The organism is Protofrankia sp. CiP1_Cm_nod1 (genome assembly GCF_920888515.1).
Classification (GTDB): Bacteria; Actinomycetota; Actinomycetes; order Frankiales; family Frankiaceae; genus Protofrankia.
Genome location: NZ_CAKKTM010000060.1, coordinates 1 through 3,102 on the forward strand (window position 1 = coordinate 1; position 3,102 = coordinate 3,102).

Annotated in this window: 4 protein-coding genes and 1 pseudogene; all 5 read left to right on the forward strand. The window is 73.8% G+C overall.

The window, feature by feature from the left end:
• Positions 1-181 (forward strand): hypothetical protein (locus NBX02_RS03545; RefSeq protein ID WP_250289992.1); only part of this gene is annotated, 181 nt, incomplete at its 5' end.
• A 228-nt stretch (positions 182-409) separates the two neighbouring features.
• Positions 410-1,696 carry a phosphopyruvate hydratase gene (gene eno, locus NBX02_RS03550; RefSeq protein ID WP_250285628.1) on the forward strand — a complete coding sequence of 429 codons (1,287 nt, stop codon included), beginning with the start codon at positions 410-412 and terminating at the stop codon, positions 1,694-1,696.
• Positions 1,697-1,701: 5 nt separating this feature from the next.
• Positions 1,702-2,049: an FtsB family cell division protein gene (locus NBX02_RS03555; RefSeq protein WP_445548241.1), complete on the forward strand. Its 348-nt coding sequence runs from the start codon at positions 1,702-1,704 to the stop codon at positions 2,047-2,049.
• Between the two features lie 83 nt (positions 2,050-2,132).
• Entirely contained in the window at positions 2,133-2,924 is a 792-nt protein-coding gene (locus NBX02_RS03560) for a DUF501 domain-containing protein (RefSeq protein ID WP_445548242.1), read from the forward strand.
• Positions 2,921-3,102 (forward strand): annotated as a pseudogene (locus tag NBX02_RS03565) (PE family protein); the annotation flags it as partial. The gene NBX02_RS03560 and the pseudogene NBX02_RS03565, both read left to right, overlap by 4 nt.

Sequence of the window (3,102 nt, forward strand, 5' to 3'; positions counted from 1 at the left end):
GCGGCATGCCCGTGGGCGGAGCCGTGGTGGCATGCCCGTGCTGGCGGAGCCGAGGCGACAGGCCCGCGGCGGGCGGGACCGTGCTGGCGAGCTCGCGGCGGACAGGCCCGTCGTGGCGGGTCCCGGTGCCCGGCGGGGCGGCCTGCTTTCGGCGGCGTCCGCGGAGCGGATCGCCTCTTGACCCCGGCCGGACCTCCTCGTCACGGCACTGGCCGCGGCCGTCCGGTCGCGCACCGGGCCAGTGGGTGGCCGTAGGTGACACGTGCCGAAGGCGCGTGCCGCGAGCGTGGTGGCGATAGTCTCGGCCGGGTCGTATTTCGGCGGCGCCGCCGATGCCCGCCCTGTCGCACAGTAGCGTTCTAGTCGGGCGTGTCCGTCCGGACGCGCGCCACACCGGAGGTCGAGGCCCGTGCCGTCCATCGAGGCTGTAGGAGCTCGCGAGATCCTTGACTCGCGGGGCAATCCCACCGTTGAGGTCGAGGTCGTCCTGGAGGACGGCACCCTCGGCCGCGCGGCCGTGCCCAGCGGCGCGAGCACTGGGGCGTTCGAGGCCGTCGAACTGCGTGACGGCGACGACCGTTACGGCGGCAAGGGCGTACGCAAAGCGGTGACTGCCGTGGCCGACCGGATCGGCCCCGAGATCATCGGTCTGGAGGCCACCGAGCAGCGGTTCCTCGACCAGGTCCTGCTGGACCTCGACGGGACGCCGGACAAGTCCGCGCTGGGCGCGAACGCGGTGCTCGGGGTCAGCCTGGCGGTCGCCAAAGCCGCGGCCAAGGCGTCCGACCTGCCGCTGTTCCGCTACCTGGGGGGCCCGGCCGCGCACCTGCTGCCGGTGCCGCTGCTGAACGTCGTCAACGGCGGCGCGCACGCCGACACCAACGTCGACATCCAGGAGTTCATGATCGCCCCGATCGGGGCGTCGACGTTCGTCGAGGCGCTGCGCTGGGGCGCGGAGACCTACCACGCGCTCAAGAGCGTGCTGAAGACCCAGGGGCTGGCCACCGCCGTCGGCGACGAGGGCGGGTTCGCCCCGAGCCTGCCGGCGAACCGTGCCGCGCTCGACCTGCTGGTGGAGGCCATCGGCAAGGCGGGCTTCCGGCCGGGGGAGGACATCGCCCTGGCTCTCGACGTGGCCTCGACGGAGTTCTTCGACGACGGCGCCTACCGCTTCGAAGGCGCCCGCCGCAGCGCGCAGGAGCTCAGCGACTACTACGCCGAGCTGGTGTCGGCCTACCCGATCGTCTCGATCGAGGATCCGCTCGCGGAGGACGACTGGGACGGCTGGGTGCAGCTGACCGCCCGTCTCGGCGACTCGGTGCAGCTCGTTGGTGACGACCTGTTCGTCACCAACCCGCAGCGGCTCGCCCGCGGCATTGCCGAGAAGGCCGGCAACGCCCTGCTCGTCAAGGTCAACCAGATCGGCACGCTCACCGAGACCCTGGACGCGGTGTCGCTCGCGCACCGTAACGGCTACCGGTCCATGATCTCCCACCGGTCCGGTGAGACCGAGGACACCACGATCTCCGACCTCGCGGTCGCCCTCGACGCCGGGCAGATCAAGACCGGCGCGCCGGCCCGCAGCGAGCGGGTCGCCAAGTACAACCAGCTGCTGCGCATCGAGGACGAGCTCGACGAGGCCGCCCGATATGCCGGGGCGGGGGCCTTTCCCCGCTTTTCACCGACCGCCGGGTGACACCGGTGGCGCGCCGCACACCGTTCACCACCCGGATGACCCTGCTGCTGGTGGTGATCTGCGTGCTCGTGCTGACGCTGGCCTATCCGCTGCGGCTCTACCTGCGGCAGCGCAGCCAGATCGACGAGCTCGCGGCGCACAACGCCGAACAACGCGAACGGGTGGAGGCGCTGAAGACCAAGGTGGCCGGCTACGACGATCCGGCGTGGGCCCAGGACGAGGCCCGGGTCAGGCTGCACTACACCCGGCCCGGGGAGAAGGCCTATCTGGTGCCGGCGACGTCGGTCACCCCGACCCCGGCTCCGAGCCCGGCTCCGAGCCCGGCCCCGGCTCCCTCGGCCACCGCGCGATGACCGCTCGTCGGGGCGCCGGCGCACCCGTCGCGGCCGTCGCGGGCTCGGCAGGCACCATCACCGGCTCGGCAGACACCGTTGACGTGCCGCCTGACACGGCCACCGGTGCTGGCACAGCGACTGGTTCCAGCACGGCCGCTGATTCTGGCACGCCTGCCAGAGCCAACAGGACCACCGAGGCCGGTGGTGACACCGAGGCCAGTGCGGCCGCCGAGGTTGTCGAGGTCGTTGCGCGGCAGCTCGGCCGGCGGCCGCGGGCGATGCGCCGGGTCGCCCACCGATGTTCCTGCGGCCTGCCGGACGTCGTCGAGACCTGGCCGAGGCTGGCCGACGGGACGCCGTTCCCCACGCTGTACTACCTGACCTGTCCGCGGGCGGCGTCGGCGATCGGGCGGCTGGAGGCGTCCGGCCTGATGCGGGAGATGACCGAGCGGCTCGCCGCCAACCGCGACGGCGATCTTTCCCGCCGCTACCAGGCGGCGCACCGCGACTACCTGGCCCGCCGGGACGCCCTGGCCGAGCTGCCCGGCGCACCGGGCGCGGGCGGCATGCCGACCAGGGTGAAGTGCCTGCACGTGCTGGTCGCGCACAGCCTGGCCGCCGGACCGGGGGTGAACCCGTTCGGTGACGAGGCACTGGCCCTGCTGGCGGACTGGGGCGTCCGCGGGCCGTGCGTGGCCGCCGGCTCGTGCGTCACCGGCCCCGCCCAGCAGAGCGGTTCCGTCCAGGAGAGTGGTTCCGGCGGGCAGGGCGGTCCCGGCCGGGAGGAGAGCGGTTCCGTCCAGCAGGGCGGTTCCGGCCCGGAGAACGGATCCGGCCGGGCAGCTGGCGGCGGCCCGGATGCCGGCCGCGCACAAGATGGGGGATCGTCGTGACCCGGGTGGCGGCCGTCGACTGCGGCACCAACTCGATCCGGCTGCTCGTCGCCGAGACGGCGAGCGGCGCCGACGCCGGCCCCGCGCCGGGTGGTCGCCCGGGCCCCAGCGCGGATCATGCCGAGGGCACGGGCGGCACGGGCGGCACGGGCGGCACGGGCGGCACGGGCGGCACGGG